General features: G+C 37.3%; 19 protein-coding genes and 1 other RNA gene. 15 read left to right on the plus strand and 5 right to left on the minus strand.

Annotated features, from left to right (window positions below; translation table 11 throughout):
- Positions 1-50: 50 nt before the first annotated feature.
- From J2Z26_RS16290 to eno, 6 genes are all read left to right on the plus strand, one after another.
- Positions 51-1,076 carry a sugar-binding transcriptional regulator gene (locus J2Z26_RS16290; protein ID WP_209794384.1) on the plus strand — a complete coding sequence of 342 codons (1,026 nt, stop codon included), beginning with the start codon at positions 51-53 and terminating at the stop codon, positions 1,074-1,076.
- A 40-nt stretch (positions 1,077-1,116) separates the two neighbouring features.
- The gene (gene gap / locus J2Z26_RS16295; protein WP_193534463.1) at positions 1,117-2,124 is read left to right on the plus strand and encodes a type I glyceraldehyde-3-phosphate dehydrogenase; all 1,008 of its coding nucleotides are present in this window, start codon (positions 1,117-1,119) and stop codon (positions 2,122-2,124) included.
- Positions 2,125-2,427: 303 nt separating this feature from the next.
- Positions 2,428-3,612: a phosphoglycerate kinase gene (locus J2Z26_RS16300; RefSeq protein ID WP_193534462.1), complete on the plus strand. Its 1,185-nt coding sequence runs from the start codon at positions 2,428-2,430 to the stop codon at positions 3,610-3,612.
- 31 nt (positions 3,613-3,643) lie between these two features.
- Positions 3,644-4,405, plus strand: a complete 762-nt coding sequence (gene tpiA, locus J2Z26_RS16305) for a triose-phosphate isomerase (RefSeq protein WP_193534461.1) — start codon at positions 3,644-3,646, stop codon at positions 4,403-4,405.
- A complete protein-coding gene (gpmI, locus tag J2Z26_RS16310; RefSeq protein ID WP_193534460.1) occupies positions 4,398-5,933 on the plus strand; it encodes a 2,3-bisphosphoglycerate-independent phosphoglycerate mutase in 1,536 nt (511 codons plus the stop codon). The genes tpiA and gpmI overlap by 8 nt, the downstream gene beginning before the upstream one ends.
- A 22-nt stretch (positions 5,934-5,955) precedes the next feature.
- The gene (eno, locus tag J2Z26_RS16315; protein WP_193534459.1) at positions 5,956-7,245 is read left to right on the plus strand and encodes a phosphopyruvate hydratase; all 1,290 of its coding nucleotides are present in this window, start codon (positions 5,956-5,958) and stop codon (positions 7,243-7,245) included.
- Between the two features lie 44 nt (positions 7,246-7,289).
- On the opposite strand, the gene J2Z26_RS16320 is transcribed toward eno, so the two are convergent.
- Positions 7,290-7,433, minus strand: coding sequence for a hypothetical protein (locus J2Z26_RS16320; protein WP_193534458.1), 144 nt, complete (start codon positions 7,431-7,433; stop codon positions 7,290-7,292).
- Positions 7,434-7,691: 258 nt separating this feature from the next.
- Between J2Z26_RS16320 and secG the strand changes: the two genes are divergently transcribed.
- From secG to rnr, 3 genes are all read left to right on the plus strand, one after another.
- Positions 7,692-7,928 (plus strand): preprotein translocase subunit SecG, encoded by a 237-nt coding sequence (secG, locus tag J2Z26_RS16325; RefSeq protein WP_193534457.1) that lies wholly within the window; start codon positions 7,692-7,694, stop codon positions 7,926-7,928.
- Between the two features lie 303 nt (positions 7,929-8,231).
- On the plus strand, positions 8,232-8,972 hold the full coding sequence (locus J2Z26_RS16330; protein ID WP_193534456.1) for an alpha/beta hydrolase: 741 nt from the start codon (positions 8,232-8,234) through the stop codon (positions 8,970-8,972).
- 11 nt (positions 8,973-8,983) lie between these two features.
- Positions 8,984-11,311, plus strand: coding sequence for a ribonuclease R (gene rnr / locus J2Z26_RS16335; RefSeq protein WP_193534455.1), 2,328 nt, complete (start codon positions 8,984-8,986; stop codon positions 11,309-11,311).
- A 42-nt stretch (positions 11,312-11,353) separates the two neighbouring features.
- Here rnr and cysE read toward each other — a convergent pair whose 3' ends face one another.
- On the minus strand, positions 11,354-12,007 hold the full coding sequence (gene cysE, locus J2Z26_RS16340; RefSeq protein WP_193534454.1) for a serine O-acetyltransferase: 654 nt from the start codon (positions 12,005-12,007) through the stop codon (positions 11,354-11,356).
- Positions 12,008-12,196: 189 nt separating this feature from the next.
- On the opposite strand from cysE, the gene J2Z26_RS16345 reads away from it, so the two are divergent.
- Positions 12,197-12,775, plus strand: a complete 579-nt coding sequence (locus J2Z26_RS16345; RefSeq protein WP_325168893.1) for an LOG family protein — start codon at positions 12,197-12,199, stop codon at positions 12,773-12,775.
- Between the two features lie 79 nt (positions 12,776-12,854).
- Here J2Z26_RS16345 and J2Z26_RS16350 read toward each other — a convergent pair whose 3' ends face one another.
- Complete coding sequence (locus tag J2Z26_RS16350; RefSeq protein ID WP_193534452.1) at positions 12,855-13,352, minus strand: hypothetical protein; 498 nt, start codon at positions 13,350-13,352, stop codon at positions 12,855-12,857.
- Entirely contained in the window at positions 13,352-13,810 is a 459-nt protein-coding gene (locus J2Z26_RS16355) for a hypothetical protein (RefSeq protein ID WP_193534451.1), read from the minus strand. The genes J2Z26_RS16350 and J2Z26_RS16355 overlap by 1 nt, the downstream gene beginning before the upstream one ends.
- A 252-nt stretch (positions 13,811-14,062) precedes the next feature.
- On the opposite strand from J2Z26_RS16355, the gene smpB reads away from it, so the two are divergent.
- From smpB to J2Z26_RS16375, 4 genes are all read left to right on the plus strand, one after another.
- Positions 14,063-14,530 (plus strand): SsrA-binding protein SmpB, encoded by a 468-nt coding sequence (smpB, locus tag J2Z26_RS16360; protein WP_193470365.1) that lies wholly within the window; start codon positions 14,063-14,065, stop codon positions 14,528-14,530.
- A gap of 139 nt (positions 14,531-14,669) precedes the next feature.
- Positions 14,670-15,008, plus strand: a transfer-messenger RNA (tmRNA) gene (gene ssrA / locus J2Z26_RS16365).
- 588 nt (positions 15,009-15,596) lie between these two features.
- Complete coding sequence (locus J2Z26_RS16370) at positions 15,597-15,935, plus strand: Imm8 family immunity protein (RefSeq protein WP_193534450.1); 339 nt, start codon at positions 15,597-15,599, stop codon at positions 15,933-15,935.
- Positions 15,936-16,089: 154 nt separating this feature from the next.
- A complete protein-coding gene (locus tag J2Z26_RS16375) occupies positions 16,090-16,722 on the plus strand; it encodes a Type 1 glutamine amidotransferase-like domain-containing protein (RefSeq protein ID WP_193534449.1) in 633 nt (210 codons plus the stop codon).
- Between the two features lie 151 nt (positions 16,723-16,873).
- Here J2Z26_RS16375 and J2Z26_RS16380 read toward each other — a convergent pair whose 3' ends face one another.
- Positions 16,874-18,097, minus strand: a complete 1,224-nt coding sequence (locus tag J2Z26_RS16380) for an IS110 family RNA-guided transposase (RefSeq protein WP_193534448.1) — start codon at positions 18,095-18,097, stop codon at positions 16,874-16,876.
- A gap of 379 nt (positions 18,098-18,476) precedes the next feature.
- On the opposite strand from J2Z26_RS16380, the gene J2Z26_RS16385 reads away from it, so the two are divergent.
- Positions 18,477-19,097, plus strand: coding sequence for a nucleotidyltransferase domain-containing protein (locus tag J2Z26_RS16385; RefSeq protein WP_319638011.1), 621 nt, complete (start codon positions 18,477-18,479; stop codon positions 19,095-19,097).
- Positions 19,098-19,169: the final 72 nt, after the last annotated feature.

The following is a 19,169-nucleotide window of genomic DNA, read 5'->3' on the forward strand; positions in this document are numbered from 1 at the left end:
TGTCATATAGGGACATAAAATGTCCCGTCTGGTAAAAAGGGGAAATTTCAGTGAAGTCAATTCTTGAGATTCAAAGTAAATTGTTACCTGATTTACTTGAAGTTATGCAGAAGCGTTACAATATCCTGAAATACATACGGTTGATGCAACCTATTGGAAGAAGAAGCTTATCTACAAGTCTTGAACTTACTGAACGAATTCTTCGGGCCGAAGTTCAATTTTTGAAAGATCAAGACCTTATCGATATAGGTTCATCCGGTATGAGTCTAACAGAAGAAGGAACGATTTTGTTTCTTCAACTAGAGGAATTGATGAAAGAAGTATCTGGTTTAAAAGTTTTGGAATCAAAACTGAAGAAAAAATTAAAACTAAGAGATGTTATCGTTGTTTCAGGAGATAGTGATGTTTTCCCTTGGGTAAAAAAAGAAATGGGAAGAGCTACTATTACAAGGATGAAGGAGTACCTAACAGATAGAAATATCATTGCTGTAACAGGTGGAACAACCCTTGCTGCTGTAGCTGAGATGATGACTGCCGATTTTAAAAATCGCGATATGCTCTTCGTGCCAGCCCGTGGTGGTTTAGGTGAACATGTTGAAAATCAAGCAAATACAATCTGCGCAAAAATGGCAGAGAAGGCAGTAGGTAATTACCGACTTTTACATGTACCAGATGTTGTAAGTCCTGATGCCTATCAATCTTTTGTAGCAGAACCCTCTATCCAAGATGTCCTTGATCTAATTAAGTCCTCAAGTATTGTTGTTCATGGTATTGGAGATGCTATAACAATGGCAGAACGTAGAAAAACCTCTCCAGAGGATGTACAGAAAATCATAGCGTCACATGGAGTTGCCGAGGCATTTGGTTATTATTTTAACCAAGAGGGTATTGTTGTTCATAAGGTTCAAACGATTGGTATTCAGCTTGAGCATTTAGACAAAATTGAACATGTTATTGCGGTTGCGGGTGGTGCTTCAAAGGCTAAGGCAATTGAATCATACATGAAGCAAGCGCCTCATTCCATTTTAATTACAGATGAAGGTGCTGCCAATCAATTGGTAGAATCACATACTTAAAATTATTAATGTTTAGTCAACTAAAGGAGGAAATTTTAAAATGGCAATTAAAGTAGGTATTAACGGTTTTGGTCGTATTGGTCGTATCGTATTTCGTGCAGCTTTAAACAACCCAAACATTGATGTTGTGGCTGTAAATGATTTAACCGATGCTAACATGCTTGCACATCTATTAAAATATGATACAGTTCACGGCAAACTTGATGCTGAAGTATCTGTTAATGGCACAAACCTAGTGGTAAATGGGAAAGAAATTTTAGTTAAAGCAGAACGTGATCCAGCTTTATTAGGTTGGGGAGACCTTGGTGTTGATGTAGTTATTGAATCAACTGGTCGTTTTACAAAGCGTTCAGATGCAGCTAAACATTTAGAAGCTGGTGCTAAAAAGGTAATCATCTCAGCTCCTGCGTCAGATGAAGATATCACAATTGTAATGGGTGTAAACCATGAAAATTATGATGCAGCTAACCATCACGTTATCTCGAATGCATCTTGTACTACAAACTGTTTAGCACCATTTGCAAAGGTACTTAATGATAAATTCGGTATTAAACGTGGAATGATGACAACTGTTCACTCATACACAAATGACCAACAAATTCTAGATTTACCACATAAAGACTATCGTCGTGCTCGTGCCGCTGCAGAAAATATTATCCCAACTTCAACTGGGGCAGCAAAAGCAGTTTCATTAGTTCTTCCAGAATTAAAAGGAAAACTAAATGGTGGAGCAATGCGTGTACCAACTCCTAACGTTTCATTAGTTGACCTTGTTGCTGAGCTTAACACAGATGTTACAGCTGAAGATGTGAATGCAGCATTTAAAGCAGCTTCTGAAAATGAGTTAAAAGGAATCCTTTACTATAGCGAAGAGCCATTAGTATCAAGTGACTACAACGGTAGCCCAGCTTCTTCAACAATCGATGCATTATCTACAATGGTAATGGAAGGAAGCATGGTTAAAGTTATTTCTTGGTATGATAACGAAAGTGGATATTCTCACCGTGTAGTTGACCTTGTTGACTATATCGCTTCAAAAGGTTTATAAGATCGTTCTTCTGTCGAAAAATAGCCTTGGATTTTCTTGGTATATTAACCAAACTAATACTATAATAGATGTTGGTGTTAAACAAAGGGGAGAGGGGCAGATACCCCTCTCCTATTTTTAAGTATTAGAGGTTGTTCAAAAAGTCCGGGAAAAATAACTGTCGAATTTCTTCGTCAGCTTGCTCCTCCACTCCTCACGTATTATAAGCATACGCTCTGGTGCTCGGAGGCTGCACTTCCTCGAACTTCTCGGCTCTTTTTGTCCTCCTTCTTGAACAAACAATATGGAAACGGAGGGTATTAAATGAACAAAAAATCGGTTAGAGATATCGAAGTAAATGGAAAACGAGTATTTTGCCGTGTTGATTTTAATGTTCCGATGAAAGATGGCGCAGTTTCAGATGATACAAGAATCCGCGCAGCACTTCCTACCATTCAGTTTTTAACTGAAAAAGGCGCGAAGGTAATATTAGCTAGTCATCTAGGACGTCCCAAGGGTGAGGTTGTTGAGGAAATGCGCTTAACAGCAGTGGCTGGACGTTTAAGTGAACTGTTAGGAAAAGAAGTACATAAAACAGATGAAGCGTATGGGGATTCGGTAAAACAGAAGATTGAGGAATTGAATCAAGGTGATGTTTTACTACTTGAAAATGTACGTTTTTATCCTGGAGAAGAAAAGAACGATTCAGAATTAGCAAAGTCTTTTGCAGAGTTAGCAGATATTTATGTAAACGATGCCTTTGGTGCAGCACACCGAGCTCATGCATCAACAGAAGGAATTGCGAATTACCTACCAGCTGTATCAGGTTTATTAATGGAAAAAGAACTTGAGGTATTAGGTAAAGCTCTATCAAACCCAGATAGACCATTTACAGCAATCATTGGTGGAGCAAAGGTTAAAGATAAAATCGGAGTGATCGAAAACCTACTAGAAAAAGTTGATAACTTAATTATCGGTGGTGGACTAGCTTATACATTTGTAAAAGCACAAGGCCATGAAGTAGGTAAGTCACTTCTAGAGGAAGATAAAGTTGATTTAGCAAGGTCCTTTATGGAAAAAGCAAAAGAAAAAGGCGTTAAATTCTACATGCCGGTTGATGCTGTCGTTGCAGATGACTTTTCAAATGATGCAAATACAAAAGTAGTTGCAATCGATTCGATTCCATTTGATTGGGAAGCCTTGGATATTGGACCTGAAACTAGCAAATTATATAGTGATGTGATTGCTAACTCTAAACTAGTTATTTGGAACGGACCAATGGGCGTGTTTGAACTAGAAGCATTTGCAAATGGTACGAAGTCTGTAGCACAAGCACTTGCTAATGCAGAAAATACATACACCGTCATAGGTGGTGGAGATTCTGCAGCAGCTGTTGAGAAATTTAATTATGCAGAAAAAATGGACCACATCTCAACAGGCGGAGGAGCATCCCTAGAATTCATGGAAGGCAAAGCACTTCCAGGAGTGGTTGCTTTAAACGATCGCTAATTTTTAAAAAACGAAATGAGAGAGGTGTAGCATGAGGAAGCCAATTATCGCAGGAAACTGGAAAATGCACAAAGTTCTTTCAGAAGCTACTTCATTTGTTGATGAGGTAAAAGGTCTTATTCCATCATCACAAGTTGTAGATTCAGTCGTATGTGCACCTTCACTATTTTTAGCACAATTAGTATTAAGCGCAAAAGGTACAGAATTAAAAATCGGTGCTCAAACTATGCACTTTGAAGAAAGTGGCGCGTTTACAGGCGAAGTAAGCCCTGTTGCCTTAAAGGATGTAGGAGTAAGCTACGTAATTATCGGGCATTCTGAGCGCCGTGAAATGTTTGCAGAAACAGATGAAACAGTAAACAAGAAAACACTTGCAGCTTTCCAGCATGGGTTAACACCGATTGTTTGTTGTGGTGAAACATTAGAACAACGTGAAGCAGGACAAACAAATGAAATTGTGGGCTCACAAATTCAAAAGGCACTAACTGGCTTAACTGAAGAGCAAGCCAAAAATGTCGTAATTGCTTATGAACCAATTTGGGCAATAGGCACAGGTAAGTCATCTTCTGCAGAAGAAGCAAACGAGACGTGTGGTTACATCCGTAAAATTGTAGCTGAGCAATTCTCAAGCGCTGTAGCTGATGATGTTCGTATTCAGTATGGTGGAAGTGTTAAACCAACGAATATTAAAGAATATCTATCTCAACCACATATCGATGGTGCATTAGTTGGTGGTGCAAGCTTAGAGGCTGCGAGTTTCCTACAATTGTTGGAGGCAGGTAATAATGAGTAATAAGCCAGTTGCTCTCATTATTTTAGATGGATTTGCGCTACGTGAAGAAACAAAGGGAAATGCTGTAACCCATGCAAATAAGCCAAACTTTGACCGTTACTGGAATCAATATCCTCATGCTTCATTAGTTGCTAGCGGGGAAGCTGTTGGTTTACCAGAAGGACAAATGGGGAATTCAGAGGTTGGGCATTTAAATATTGGTGCTGGACGAGTGGTTTACCAAAGTTTAACGAGAGTAAATGTTGCGATTCGTGAAGGTGAATTTGAACAAAATGAAACATTCCTTCAGGCAATGACTCATACTAAAGAGAAAAACTCCAACCTTCATGTATTCGGCTTGTTATCTGACGGAGGTGTACATAGTCATATTCAGCATCTATATGCATTGTTAAAGCTAGCAGCTGCTGAAGGTGTAAAAAATGTGTATGTACACGGATTTCTAGATGGTAGGGATGTTGGACCTCAAACAGCGAAACAATATGTTGAAGAATTGAATGAAGAGATGAGAAAAATAGGTGTTGGTGAAATTGCTACGATATCTGGTCGATACTACTCGATGGACCGTGATAAGCGCTGGGAACGTGTTGAAAAAGCATACCGAGCGATGGTGTATGGTGAAGGACCAACGTATCAAAGTGCACTAGAATGTGTCAACGATTCCTATGAAAATGGCATCTATGATGAATTCGTTTTACCATCTGTTATTTTAAAACAAGATGGTTCACCAGTTGCTACGATCCAGGATAATGACGCTGTTATTTTCTATAACTTCCGTCCTGACCGTGCGATTCAAATCTCGAATACATTTACGAACGAAGATTTTAGGTCATTTGAACGTGGAGAGAAACATCCTAAGGATTTAAATTTTGTGTGCCTAACCCACTTTAGTGAGACCGTTCAAGGTTATGTAGCATTCAAACCAACGAATTTGGATAATACACTTGGTGAAGTTTTAGCCCAAAATGGATTAAAGCAGCTACGAATTGCAGAGACTGAAAAGTATCCGCATGTAACTTTCTTTATGAGCGGAGGGCGCGAAGCGGAGTTTCCTGGAGAAGAGAGAATATTAATTGACTCTCCAAAGGTTGCAACGTATGACTTGCAACCTGAAATGAGTGCATATGAAGTGAAGGATGCTCTTTTAAAAGAAATAAAAGCAGATAAGCATGACGCAATCATCTTAAACTTTGCAAACCCAGATATGGTTGGACATTCAGGAATGTTGGAACCTACAGTTAAAGCAATCGAAGTAGTAGATGAATGCTTAGGTCAGATTGTAGATGCTATCATTGCTAAAGGTGGAACGGCAATTATTACTGCTGACCATGGCAACGCAGATGAAGTGATCACGTTAGAAGGAACTCCAATGACAGCTCATACGACCAATCCTGTTCCAGTTATCGTTACGCAAGATGGAATCGAATTACGTCAGGATGGCATATTGGGAGATTTAGCTCCGACTGTTTTGGATTTATTAAAAGTTAGTAAGCCTTTAGAAATGACAGGCATAAGTTTAATTAAAAATTAATTTACATAAGGAGAGATTATTCATGTCAATTATTGTTGATGTATATGCTCGCGAAGTATTAGATTCACGTGGGAACCCAACTGTTGAAGTAGAAGTTTATACAGAGTCAGGTGCATTTGGTCGTGCGATCGTTCCAAGTGGTGCTTCTACTGGTGAACACGAAGCAGTAGAATTACGTGATGGTGATAAAAGCCGTTATTTAGGAAAAGGTGTACTAAATGCAGTACATAATGTAAATGAAAAGATTGCTCCAGAAATTGTTGGCTTTGACGTAACAGAGCAAGTGGCAATCGACAGAGCGTTAATCGAGCTTGATGGCACTCCAAACAAAGGAAACCTTGGTGCAAATGCAATCCTAGGTGTATCAATGGCTGTTGCACATGCTGCTGCTGATTTCTTAGAAATTCCATTATACCAATACCTAGGCGGATTCAATTCTAAAACTCTTCCAACTCCAATGATGAACATCATCAATGGTGGAGAGCATGCTGATAACAACGTGGACATCCAAGAATTCATGGTAATGCCTGTAGGAGCTGAGTCTTTTAAAGAAGCTTTACGTATGGGAACTGAAATTTTCCACGCTTTAAAAGCTGTTTTAAAAGAAAAAGGATTAAACACAGCTGTTGGTGATGAGGGTGGATTCGCTCCAAACTTAGGTTCAAATGAAGAAGCTCTTCAAACAATTATGACTGCAATTGAAAAAGCAGGCTACAAACCAGGTGAGCAAGTGAAGCTTGCAATGGATGCTGCATCTTCTGAGTTCTATAACAGAGAAGACGGCAAATACCACTTAAAAGGTGAAGGCAAAGTATTCACTTCAGAAGAAATGGTATCTTTCTACGAAGATCTTGTAAACAAATACCCAATCATCTCAATCGAAGATGGTTTAGATGAAAATGACTGGGAAGGTCATAAATTACTAACTGAGCGTATTGGTAATCGCGTTCAATTAGTAGGTGACGACTTATTCGTTACAAACACTGAGAAGTTAAGCCAAGGTATTGAAAAAGGAATTGCTAACTCAATTCTAATCAAAGTGAACCAAATTGGTACATTAACTGAAACATTTGATGCAATTGAAATGGCGAAGCGTGCAGGCTATACAGCAGTTATCTCTCACCGTTCAGGTGAAACAGAAGACAACACAATTGCTGATATCGCTGTTGCAACAAACGCTGGTCAAATCAAAACAGGTGCACCATCTCGTACAGACCGTGTAGCTAAATACAACCAATTACTACGTATCGAAGATCAACTAGCGAACACAGCACAATACGCTGGAGCAAAAGCGTTTTATAACTTAAAATAATAAAAAAACTGGTATCAAGGCTCTTGTCCTTGATACCAGTTTTTTTAATAAACTCCTTTTTCATTCTTACTCCTCTTACTCTTTGCCTCTTTTTCATGTCCTTTTACTTTCGGTTCATTTTCACCTAAGTAGATGCGCTGATATTTCTTTGAAGTTTCAAGTAACTCGTCATAATTCTCATTAATCATGTTTGTTCACCCCCCTCATAATTTGCTCAGAAAGTAAGAGAACAAAGATGGTAGTTTAACCCACTACAGACCGAGCACCGGACTGATTCCATGATGCGAAAAATACCTGTGAATGAAAGCTATTGTCCACAAACCTAATTTGTGGTACATTTAAACTACTGCTAAATGTGTTTAGGAAACAATTTTATTCTTATTCACGGTGATTACCCACGCCTTGGGTTTTCACAAGCCCATGTCTTATCAGGAGGTGTTGACTTAATGCTACACACATTACTTATTACATTACTTGTTATTGTAAGTATTGGTTTAATTGTATCTGTTTTACTTCAATCAGGGAAAAGTGCTGGTCTTTCTGGAGCGATTTCAGGTGGAGCTGAACAACTATTTGGTAAACAAAAGGCTCGTGGTCTTGATGCAGTTTTACAAAAAGCTACGATTGTTCTATCAGTACTATTCTTTGTACTAACAATTGCAGTTTCATATGTAGGTTTATAATTACCGGATATTACTTTAAAAGGGTCTGACCACATTGTAGGTCTGGCCCTTTTTTATGTAATTAGAGGGTATTTTTCAAACGTTTGTTTAAAAATAGAAGGAATTCAATCAAACGTTTGTTTAAAAAAAGGCGAAATTTAATTAAACGTTTGTTTGAATTTACGATTTTTACTCACTATTTATAGAGGAATCATAAGAAAGTCCAAATGCCGGCTTTTTCAAAGATCAGATTCCTCTTAATTGCATCGAATAAAAGCATATGATAATAATGAAACTATACTATCACGAAGGAGTAATCGTTTTATGAAAAGAGTAGTACCGAAGCCTTTCTTTTTTGAAGGAGGAGATAAGGCGGTCTTGCTTTTGCACGGGTTTACCGGAAACTCGGCTGATGTTCGAATGTTAGGTCGTTTTCTAGAAGGAAAAGGATATACATGTCATGCGCCTCAATACAAAGGACATGGCGTACCACCAGAAGAACTTGTCCATACAGGTCCTGAAGATTGGTGGCAGGATGTTATGGGTGGCTATGAATTTTTAAAAGAAAAAGGGTATGAAAATATCGCGGCAGTTGGATTGTCTCTAGGTGGGGTATTTTCCTTAAAATTGGGTTACACTGTACCTATAAAGGGAATTGTACCAATGTGTGCACCTATGTATATCAAAAGTGAAGAGGTTATGTATAACGGAATTCTAGATTATGCGAGAGAATACAAAAAATATGAAGGTAAATCACCTGAAGAAATTGAAACTGAAATGATTGAATTTCAAAAAACACCAATGAATACATTGAAAGCCCTACAAGAGCTAATCTCTGATGTTCGTAATCATGTAGACCATATTTATTCACCAACGTTTGTTGTACAGTCAAGACATGATCATATGATTAATACGGATAGTGCTAATATAATTTATAACGAAGTTGAGTCAGATCAGAAATTGATCAATTGGTATGAGGAATCAGGTCATGTTATTACTCTTGATAAAGAGCGTGAACAATTACATGAAGATGTATTTCAATTTTTAGAATCACTAGACTGGTAAGGAGGGATAGAATGGATCAAGAAATTAGGCAGCATATAGATAAGCTACTTTCTTTTATGAAAGAAGAGGCATACAAGCCATTAACTGTTCAAGAATTAGAAGAGGCATTTGGTATTCAAGATTCGTCAGAGTTTAAAGAGTTTGTTAAAGCACTAGTTGTAATGGAAGAAAAGGGGTACGTCGTTAGAACGAGAAGCAATCGTTATGGACTACCTGAAAAAATGAATCTTGTCCGTGGGAAGTTAACTGGACATGCTAAAGGGTTTGCTTTTGTTATACCTGAAGATAAAACAATGGATGATGTGTTTGTACCACCACCTGATATGAACAATGCCATGCATGGTGATATAGTACTCGTTCGAATTAACACTGAGGCTTCGGGCGCACGTAAAGAGGGAACCATTGTTAGAATCATTGAACGTGGTGTAACAGAAATTGTAGGAACGTATACTGAGAGTAGAAACTTTGGGTTTGTAATTCCAGATGACAAGAAGATTGCCAATGATATTTTTATTCCAAAGGAAGCTACAAATGGTGCAGCAGAGGGGCATAAGGTAGTTGTAAAGCTAACAACTTACCCTGAAGGCCGAATGAGTGCTGAGGGTGAAGTAATCCAAATTCTTGGTCATAAAAATGACCCGGGTGTAGATATCATTTCTGTTATACATAAGCACGGTTTACCTCAGGAATTCCCGAAAGAGGCATTAGATCAAGCAATAAGTGTACCTGATACAATTAATGAGGCTGAAATTAAAAACCGAAAAGACCTCCGTGACCAAGTCATTGTTACCATTGACGGAGCAGATGCGAAGGACTTAGATGATGCTGTTACTGTTACAAAACTGGAAAACGGTAACTATAAATTAGGTGTTCATATTGCTGACGTTACTCATTATGTTACTGAGGGCTCTCCGATTGACAAAGAAGCGAGTGACCGTGGAACGAGCATTTACTTAGTTGACCGAGTAATTCCGATGATTCCTCACCGTCTATCGAATGGGATTTGTTCATTAAATCCGCAAGTTGATCGATTAACACTATCTTGTGATATGGAAATTAATAGTGAAGGTGCCGTTGTAAAACATGAAATCTTCCAAAGTGTGATTAAAACGACAGAACGTATGACTTATTCAGATGTGAACAAAATTCTTGTTGATAAGGATGAAGAAGTCAGAGGTCGTTATGATTCACTCGTTCCGATGTTTGAGGAAATGGAAGTACTCGCTCAAATCCTTCGTGAAAAAAGGATGAAGCGTGGTGCAATTGATTTTGATTTTAAAGAAGCTAAAGTACTAGTAGATGACGAAGGAAAGCCAACAGAAGTTGTACTTCGTGAGCGTTCAGTGGCAGAAAAGCTGATTGAAGAATTCATGTTAGCTGCTAATGAAACAGTAGCTGAGCATTTCCATTGGATGAATGTTCCGTTCATTTACCGTATCCATGAAGATCCTAATGAAGAGAAACTAAGAAGGTTCTTAGAGTTTATTACGAACTTTGGTTATGTTGTTAAAGGAACTGGGAACTCGATTCATCCGCGTGCTTTACAGGAAATTATTGAATCTGTTCAAGGGCAACCAGAAGAAATGGTTGTATCAACCATTATGCTTCGTTCGATGAAGCAGGCAAAATATGATCCTGAGAGCTTAGGTCACTTTGGATTATCAACAGATTACTATACACATTTCACATCACCAATTCGACGTTACCCAGACTTAATTGTCCACCGTTTGATTAGAACGTACTTAATCAATGGCGAAATTGATAGTGGTACACAGGCGAAATGGAAAGATAAATTAGCAGGTATCGCTGAGCACTCTTCTAATATGGAGCGTCGTGCAGTTGAGGCAGAGCGTGAAACAGATAGCATGAAGAAAGCAGAATACATGCTTGATAAAATTGGTGAAGAATATGATGGGATTATTAGCTCTGTAACAAACTTCGGAATGTTCGTTGAGCTTCCGAATACGATTGAAGGGCTAGTACATGTTAGTTATTTAACGGATGACTACTATCGTTATGATGAGCGTCATTTAGCGATGATTGGTGAACGAACTGGAAATGTATTTAGAATCGGAGACGAAATTACCGTTCGTGTTGTAAATGTTAATAAAGATGAGCGTTCCATTGATTTTGAAGTAGTGGGCATGAAAGGGTCACGCCGTCCACTTTCAAAAGAAGCTCCGAAGGTTATTAGAGCGGATAGAGGACCAAGTCGCCGTAAAAAGACAGACACCAAGACTTCTGAAAAACAAGGTGATCCAAATAAACCACCAAAGAAGAAGAAAAAGTTTTATGATAATGTACCAAAGCAAAAGAGTAGAAAGCGTAAACGCAAGTAAAGATTAACCCCTTAGGAAAATACCTAAGGGGTTTCTGTTTAGTTACATCACTCTTTTTATCTTCTGACTAGACTGCTGATGTTGTAAAAGTATTTTCTCAAGTTCAAGCTCAATTCCTGTCAGTTGATCGCCAATTGGATCCGGTAGATTGCAATGGTTTAAATCTTTTTGGACTTTGATACCATTTTGGATAACGACACGTCCAGGTATGCCGACAACGGTTGAGTTAGAAGGTACTTCATGTAGTACGACTGAACCAGCTCCAATTTTTGAGTTTTCACCTACTGTGATTGAACCAAGAACTTTGGCGCCAGAAGCAATTAGAACATTGTCCATAATAGTTGGATGTCTCTTTCCTTTTTCCTTCCCTGTGCCTCCGAGTGTAACACCTTGATAAATGGTAACATCATTTCCTATTTCACAGGTTTCCCCAATAACAACACCCATTCCATGATCGATAAAGAAACGCTTGCCGATTTTAGCTCCTGGATGAATTTCAATACCGGTAAAGAAACGAGAAATTTGAGAAATTAATCGTGCTATAAAGTAAAACCTCTTTCTATAAAATTTATGAGCAATACGGTGAGACCAAATAGCATGTATACCAGAATAGGTTAGTATCACTTCTAAAACACTTTTAGCAGAGGGGTCTTGCTCGAACACCATATTTATATCCTCTTTCATGGTTATTAACATCTATTTCTTCCTCCTAAAAACCTTTTTGGTTAATTGTTCTATATTTATAGAACTTATTTATATTTTTCATTATATTAAAACCGGAAATAAAATCAATAATTTTGCTTACTTAAATTAAAAGTAGTTTATTGTTCATGTTAATCAGGATATACTCTACCTAACAACAACTACTAAAAAGGACGGAGAATTGTGGTGAAACCCTTAAAGAAAATTTGTATATTTTGTGGATCGAGTTTTGGAAATTCCTCTATCTATCAAGAAAAGGTTAATGAATTAGGGACAATTTTAGCAAAAAGAAACGTAGAGTTAGTCTATGGCGGTGGAAATGTTGGTTTAATGGGGGAAATTTCTCGATCGGTTCTTGCTCATGGAGGACGTGTAACTGGGGTTATCCCAGAAGTTATTTATCAAAATGTTGAACATATTGAGCTTACGGAGCTATTTGTAGTTAAAGATATGCATGAGAGGAAAGCGAAGATGTATGATCTTTCTGATGGGTTTATAGCGTTACCAGGCGGCATTGGAACACTAGAGGAATTGGCTGAAGTGATGACATGGTATCAAATTGGATACCATCAAAAACCAATTGGAATTTATAATGTAAATGGTTTTTATGATGGTCTTCTTGACACGTTTAAGCACATGATTAATGAAGGTTTTCTAAAGAAAGAGTATATAGATTCACTTGTAATCTCGGATGATCCAGATTCACTCCTTGAGAAAATGTCGAATCAAGAGATGAACTCCATTAATAAATGGACAAAGTAAGCGGGTAACAGTTGCCTAATGCAAACAGTAAAACATGTATAGGGAGTCGCCTGTCAAACGATATCTAGAAAGGTATTTTTTACTCCCTTATATATTCATAAAAATAAACCAAAACTGTTTGAACTAATAGATAAATTGGTATGGAATAGGTAAGTTGATATCCTGATTTATAGGTAAACACATCAAACTTAACATTAATCCACTCAAACAGTATTCCAGCTAACGTCCAAAGTGCGATATAGAAGATTGTTTTTATCCCATTAATATCCCATTTAACATAATAATAGATAAACAAGTATCCAAATGGACCATATACTAAATAAGCAAATAAATCCATCACGGTATACTTTGGTCCATCCATAATATCATAAAAGTCAAAAGGGGCTGCCCCAATTGTGCTATCAAATAGACTTGCAAATAAAATTCCGATAAAGATTAATAAGAAGCTCACAAAACGATTTGAAAACAATTTAGGCAGTATTAAAATAACACCATAAAATACAACTACTGCAGCAATAATAAAGAAATCGTTTCTACCAAAACTATTTTCTACAAAAGGTATTGCATTGGCTATCATCACGTCCACCCTATCTTTTTAAACAATCTCAGACAACCATAAGATAATAGTAAAAGACCAAACAGATAGCATATTGTAAAGAAAAAGTTCCAGGTTTTATAGCTAATAATTTCAAGTTTTAAGTTTAGAGCTTCAAGAACCATTAATATACCCAGTGATAGTAATAAAGCGATTATCTGCCCTTTTCCTACATCCCTTTTAAAAATCTTATTTAAACAGTAGGAAACAAGTAGTGGATTTAGAAAACTTCTATGTAGTATATAACTACTGTATCTAACTAGTTCGTGTGAGATACTGACAAGATTAAATGTCTCTGAAACAAGTAAATAACTATGAGTATTCACTGTAGACACCAGCATAAAGACAAACATGATTTCTCTATTTCCAATCACCTTTTTATCAACTATTACTAAACCTAATACAAACCACATTATTACTATATAGATCACCAAAGACATAATAAACCACCTAGTTTGGTTTTTTATAATATGTATTTATTCATGCTTATTTATTCTTCTAAATTAAAGTATGTTTTCAATTAGACTGTACTTACTTTAGCTAATTAATATGGAAAAGGCACGCTTTGGGGTGCATTAGAGATACATTTTATTTTAAAAATTTAGTTACAACGGTAGGTTTGGAACCCGTCATTTGAAATAAGAGGTTATTTTTGTTAAAATGATAGGTACCGTTTGTAAGGGGGAAGTGCGATGCCAAAAGGGACAGGAAAGGTCATTGCTCAAAACAAAAAAGCGAATCATGATTTTTTTATTGAGGAAACATATGAAACAGGGATTGTTCTACAAGGGACTGAAATTAAGTCGCTAAGAGCAGGTCGTGCGAACATGAAGGATTCCTATGCAAAGGTGCAAAATGGTGAAGTGTTCCTACACAACATGCATATCAGCCCTTATGAGCAAGGTAACCGTTACAATCACGATCCACTTCGTACACGTAAATTGTTGCTTCATAAACGTGAAATCAGTAAACTAATTGGATATACAAAAGAAACTGGTTATACATTAGTTCCTTTAAAAATCTACCTGAAAAATGGGTATGCAAAGCTTTTGCTTGGCCTTGGTAAAGGTAAAAAGCAATACGATAAACGTGAGGATCTTAAGCAAAAAGAGGCTAAGCGAGATATCGAGAGAGCATTCCGAGACCGTATGAAGGAATAGCTTACAGTTATTTACAATTGAAATCATAAGAGAGTATGTTATAATAACGTTGTAAGGTAATTGAATAGCGACGAGTAAGAGTTATTCACTGAGGACATTGATCCTCTTATCCGATACACCCTTTTATATATGGGGACGCTACGGATTCGACAGGGGTAGTTCGAGCTTGGGTTGCGAGTCGAGGGGATCGGCCTCGTTAAAACGTCAACGCCTATAACTGGCAAAGAAAACAACAACTTCGCTTTAGCTGCTTAATAACAGTCTATAGCGGTTCCTCCCTCCATCGCCCATGTGGTAGGATCAGGGACTCACTCTAAGTGGGCTACGCCGGAGTTCACCGTCTGAGGACAAAGGAAGAGAACAACCAGACTAGCTGCTCGGAAGCCTGTCGATAGGCTGAAGGGTTAGCGAAATGCTAATATATCGACTACACTCGTAGATGCTTAAGTGCCGATGCTTTTGGACGTGGGTTCGATTAGTTATTAGTCGCCTTATGTGGTAACACATAAGTGAAAATTCGGCTTTATCGGTGAAACCTAAGTCGCACACATAATTGCGATATGGCAATGCCGAGCGGTATGTGGAGCAATCCAACAGCCGTGTATCGACTTATAGACTACCACTCACCTGGTAGTACTAGGATGCAAAAAATTCTACCTTAGTAAGGTAAATATATATTTTGCATAATACGCCGAAGGACCTAACAAACTACAATAGGTTCAAGATATAGTCAGTGCCACGATGAAAATCTGGAATAGCACGTCCCACCGTCTCCACCAAATACATATTTGGTGGTTTTTATTTTGTCTTTTGTGACTGGAACCATAATCTTGCCGTTTTGGCAACGTTATGCTTCAATAAACTTGTGGCAAGAATATGCTTCAAAAAGTTAAAGTTGGTCTGTTAAGTTATGAACTGTAGAGATAAATACTCTACAGTTTTTTATTTACTGAACATCATACATACTTCGGACTTTGTGAAGATTTTCACTTGAATTAACGGGAAGGTTAGTTTAAGAAGCTCGTGATAATATAGGACTAAATAACAAAAGCAAGCAGGTGGAAAAATGATTAATCCTATCCTACAGTCCTCGCATATTCGGTATGATGAGTGGGGAGAAGAACCCGATGATTTTTATGTCTGTTTAGAAGCATTTATTGGAGAAGAGGATAAAGAAGGTTCAGAAGTGTTTACGTTTCATGTTATTAGTCCAAAGAGACTTTTAAAAAACTCGAAGGATACCCTTGAAATAGAAGTTGGGAGAGGGTACTTAATCACAAGCGATTATAGCCTACCAAGGATTGAAGCCAAAATTGATCAATTATTGAAAAACTGTAAAAAAGAAAATTGGGATTTGGCTATAAATGCTATAAGCAGATACGGAATATGGGAAGATGAAAGTTAAATTGCTTATTCAACAAACGATGGCGATTCTTCAATAGTGGATGATCACCTTTTTCCCTATTCAAGTAACGAAGCAGGTTAGTTGAACAAAAAATAGAATTACTTAAGGTTAAAAAAGTGTAATATAGAGAAAACACATATTGAGGGGAACGCTTATGAGACTATGTTTTATTGGGGGAGGAAACCCTTTAGTCGGAGAAATTGATGATGTAATGAATTATTTATCTAATTACGTTGAAGTAGGGGATAAAATCTTAGTAATTCCTTTTGCAACGGAGGAATCAAAAATTGATAGATGGCTTAACTCTGCCAAAAAGTCATTTGAGGATATTGGGGTAGAGCAAATTAAACTTCTTGACAATCAACTCACAAATCAAGAAATGAAAAACCAAATTAACGAACATAATGTGCTTTATTTTACTGGTGGGCGACCAGAAAAGCTAATGGAGAGTTTGGTAGAAAAAGAATTAGTTCAAGCCATAAAAGTTTTTTCGGGATTAATGGTTGGTGTTAGTGCCGGCGCGTTAGTTTTTTGTGGGGATTGTGTAATTACGAAAGATGAAGATTATCCTCAAACAAAAGTAATTAAAGGTTTAGGGTTAGTAGACTTTAGTGTAGAGGTTCATTATAAAGAAACGATAGACGAAGAATTATTATCTATATCAGACAAAAGGGATATATACGCAATTCCAAATGGTAGTGCAGTATTTTGGGATAAAAAAGTAGTTACACCAATTAACGATGTGTTTCACATAAGTAAAAGAAATAAAAATAGATTGGCGAAATAGGGAATCAAAAAGGTATGCTCCTTATTAAGCTACCATGAAAATAAACTTCTGGAATTTAGTAAAAAAGGCAATACTGAACTAGACGCAGCTCATTCAATTTTTAAAAATAGGAGAGCGCCGATCTGATGTTCACTATAGATAGTTGACTAGTTTAAGATGCTTCAGGTTCTTCTAAGGTTACTGTGTATCCTAAGCTTTCGAGTCTTCGAAGTGAATGTTTTACAATCGATTGCTGTCTCTGTTTGTCAAAGTAGTCTTCGCCTAAGTCTACATACATTTCTTCACGAGTTAAAAGGTAATACGCTATTCTCATCATCGCATGAGCGACTACAATTCCGGCTCGTTTCTTGCCTTTTCGCGAGGCTGTTCGCCGGTAGAGTGCTCCGAGATAGTTCTTAGAACCTTTTACTGAATGAGCTGCTTCAGTTAATGCTGATCTCAAGTATTTGTTGCCTTTTTTAGTTTTGGCTGATTTCCTCTTTCCTGCACTTTCATTATGCCCAGGTACCAAACCTGCCCAGGAACACATGTGAGATGCACTTGGAAATTGATTTTTAACATCAGTACCAATTTCAGATAGAATTTGTTCAGCCATTCGTCTAGCTATACCCGGAATAGAATCCAATCGATCAATATCTTCTTGATAAGAGCTCACTCTTTCCACTACCTCAGAATCTAGCATCTCGATTTGTTCAGTTAGAAAATCAATGTGCTTTAAAATAGTCTTCAACATAAGGCGCTGATGCGAACTAATATATCCTTTAAGAGCTAGCTCTAACTCTTCTTTCTTCTTTTTTAATGTACGTTGAGCGAAGTTTGCTAGTATTTCAGGATCTTCTTCACCTTCTGCAATTGCGTTAAGCATATTTCTAGCTGAAACTCCCATTACATCTGAAACAACAGAACCTAGTTTTATATTCGCACCTTCTAACACTTTTTGAATTCGGTTGTGCTGTCTAGCACGTTCTTCGATAATGCTTCGACGATAACGAACAAGTTCACGTAATTCACGTTGATTTCGGTCAGGTATATAACTTGCTTTTATTAGTCCGTGGCGAAGAAGTTTGGCAATCCATTCAGCATCTTTGACATCTGTTTTACGTCCTGGAACAGCCTTCATATGTTGGGCATTTACAACTAGAAACTCAATATCTTCAGCTTCAAGTAAATTCACGATAGGCTTCCAGTAGACACTTGTGCTCTCCATCGCAACATGCGTACAATTGTGTTGTTTAATCCAGTCAACTAGTTGGATCAAAAACACAGTCTTAGTAGAAAATGTTTGAATCTCCTTTCCTTCAGGCGTGATTATACATGCGGTGATATTGTCCTTATGGACATCCATACCACATGCTCTTTCAATGACTACATCCATTGAAAACATCCTTTCTACGGCGATGATTATTATTAGAGGCTGGTGCATCAACCAGAATAGGATTAATCTACCATGTGTGCTTCCCGTGAGGGAGCGACAGTCAGTGGTGCACCGTGGTCGGTGGAGTCAGACTAACGGATGGGCTCTAACGCACCATAGTTTATCGACCTTCCTCTCCCAGCCGTAGATTCAGTATTGACGGTTTAAAACCATTTTCATTCTCTGTGGTGAAGCGCTGAATTTTGCGCTTCATGGGTGGCTAACGGGGGCGAGAGTGGAATAGGAGTTGTCGTTGCGGCAGCTCATATTGTGTTAAAAGAGCAATTTATTTGGAGAAGGACAGTTTTATTCTAGGAGAAGAAATATAGGGGGATTGGGTGTGAATTTAGATGTTTTATTTGAACAGGTAAAAACTTACTTAAAACATAAATACAATTGTCATACAATAATTTTATATGGTTCTTACAATTCAGGTGATTATACAGAAGAAAGTGATTTAGATATTATTTGTTTTTCAGATGATATAGAGGATAAAAATGATGTCGAGTTGTTTAAAGGTAAACAATTAGATGTTTGGGTTTATAACAGTGACCAAATGAATAATTCAGAACAATTTTTGCGAGTACATAGAGGTAAAGTATTGTTGAATGATAAAGGGACTGCTGAAAGTTTCTTGTTAGAAATCGATCATGTATTTGATAAAGGTCCTAAGAAACTGTCTGAGGAAGAAAAGGACTTTTTAAAGAGTTGGCTTAAAAAGATGTATTTAAGGTCTAGTAAAAATGATATTGAAGGTAATTATAGGTTTTATTGGATGCTTAAAGATAGCTTGGAAATCTACTTTGAACTCAAAGGACTATGGTTTTTAGGTCCTAAAAAAGCATTTAGTTGGCTCCAGGAGAACGATACTTTAGGTTATAACCTGTTTAAAAATGCTTTAGAAAAAGAGGAAAATACTAAGGAAGTTGAACAATTACTTGAATTCTTGAATGAAATTTAGATGATAGTATTCATTCATTTAAATGGTGCATTTCTTCGAGAAGGAAAAATCTTTATTAATTGAACTAGCTTT

This window comes from Cytobacillus luteolus, from assembly GCF_017873715.1.
In the GTDB taxonomy this organism is placed as follows: Bacteria; Bacillota; Bacilli; order Bacillales; family Bacillaceae_L; genus Bacillus_BV; species Bacillus_BV luteola.

Coding starts and splice junctions, on each gene's coding strand:
- gap (WP_193534463.1), top strand. CDS start 1,117: ATGGCAATTAAAGTAGGTATTAACGGTTTTGGTCGTATTGGTCGTATC.
- J2Z26_RS16300 (WP_193534462.1), top strand. CDS start 2,428: ATGAACAAAAAATCGGTTAGAGATATCGAAGTAAATGGAAAACGAGTA.
- tpiA (WP_193534461.1), top strand. CDS start 3,644: ATGAGGAAGCCAATTATCGCAGGAAACTGGAAAATGCACAAAGTTCTT.
- gpmI (WP_193534460.1), top strand. CDS start 4,398: ATGAGTAATAAGCCAGTTGCTCTCATTATTTTAGATGGATTTGCGCTA.
- eno (WP_193534459.1), top strand. CDS start 5,956: ATGTCAATTATTGTTGATGTATATGCTCGCGAAGTATTAGATTCACGT.
- J2Z26_RS16320 (WP_193534458.1), bottom strand. CDS start 7,433: ATGATTAATGAGAATTATGACGAGTTACTTGAAACTTCAAAGAAATAT.
- secG (WP_193534457.1), top strand. CDS start 7,692: ATGCTACACACATTACTTATTACATTACTTGTTATTGTAAGTATTGGT.
- J2Z26_RS16330 (WP_193534456.1), top strand. CDS start 8,232: ATGAAAAGAGTAGTACCGAAGCCTTTCTTTTTTGAAGGAGGAGATAAG.
- rnr (WP_193534455.1), top strand. CDS start 8,984: ATGGATCAAGAAATTAGGCAGCATATAGATAAGCTACTTTCTTTTATG.
- cysE (WP_193534454.1), bottom strand. CDS start 12,007: ATGTTAATAACCATGAAAGAGGATATAAATATGGTGTTCGAGCAAGAC.
- J2Z26_RS16350 (WP_193534452.1), bottom strand. CDS start 13,352: ATGATAGCCAATGCAATACCTTTTGTAGAAAATAGTTTTGGTAGAAAC.
- J2Z26_RS16355 (WP_193534451.1), bottom strand. CDS start 13,810: ATGTCTTTGGTGATCTATATAGTAATAATGTGGTTTGTATTAGGTTTA.
- smpB (WP_193470365.1), top strand. CDS start 14,063: ATGCCAAAAGGGACAGGAAAGGTCATTGCTCAAAACAAAAAAGCGAAT.
- J2Z26_RS16370 (WP_193534450.1), top strand. CDS start 15,597: ATGATTAATCCTATCCTACAGTCCTCGCATATTCGGTATGATGAGTGG.
- J2Z26_RS16375 (WP_193534449.1), top strand. CDS start 16,090: ATGAGACTATGTTTTATTGGGGGAGGAAACCCTTTAGTCGGAGAAATT.
- J2Z26_RS16380 (WP_193534448.1), bottom strand. CDS start 18,097: ATGGATGTAGTCATTGAAAGAGCATGTGGTATGGATGTCCATAAGGAC.